General features: G+C 42.4%; 1 protein-coding gene. It reads left to right on the top strand.

Translation table 11 applies throughout. From position 1 onward, the window contains the following. A partial coding sequence (locus R7E78_RS27750) for a PPC domain-containing protein (RefSeq protein WP_318058837.1) occupies nt 1-535 on the top strand: 535 nt, incomplete at its 5' end. Nucleotides 536-635 lie beyond the last annotated feature (100 nt).

Below are 635 nucleotides of genomic sequence, written 5' to 3'. Positions count from 1 at the left end.
TCGCTGGGGCTACTTAGCTGTACGCTTCATGATAGAGAAACACCCTGAAGACGTTACTGAACTGTTAGGTTACTCGCGTACCGGCCAATACAAAGAGTGGGTAAAACTGCTTGAACGATTAGGTCCTGCTTACAATACCGAGTTTCATTCGTGGCTGGATGAGGTCACAAAAGACATTGACGATTCGGATATTTCTCAGCCAAAACCGAAAGAGAAGCCTAAGAAAATCGAACTCAATACCAGCATCCAAGTAAGCGGTAAAAAGTTCTCTGAAACGCTCTTCTTTGTCGATGTTTCAGAAAGTTATAATCAACTGGAAGTGTCTATCTCCGGCACTGGTGATGCCGATCTATACGCTTGTTACGACAAAGTATGCCACTACTTCGAGTACGAATGGTCGAACTACACCCATGGTAGTAACGAAACGATTTCAATCCCAAAAAATGAAGACGGGTCGATCAAAATGGGACAATACTATTTCAGTATCAGTGGTCGTGAAGAATTCGACGTAGAACTGTCTGTTGTTGCGAAATAAATTTCTATCATGAGAGTGTCCCGAATTCTGTGTAACTGTCTAGACTTAAGCCTTAAAGGCTAAGGACGGACAATATGGATAAGAAAGTACTCGAAGCTTT

The organism is Vibrio sp. YT-19(2023) (assembly GCF_033337395.1).
This window is presented reverse-complemented; position numbering and strand designations above follow the sequence as displayed.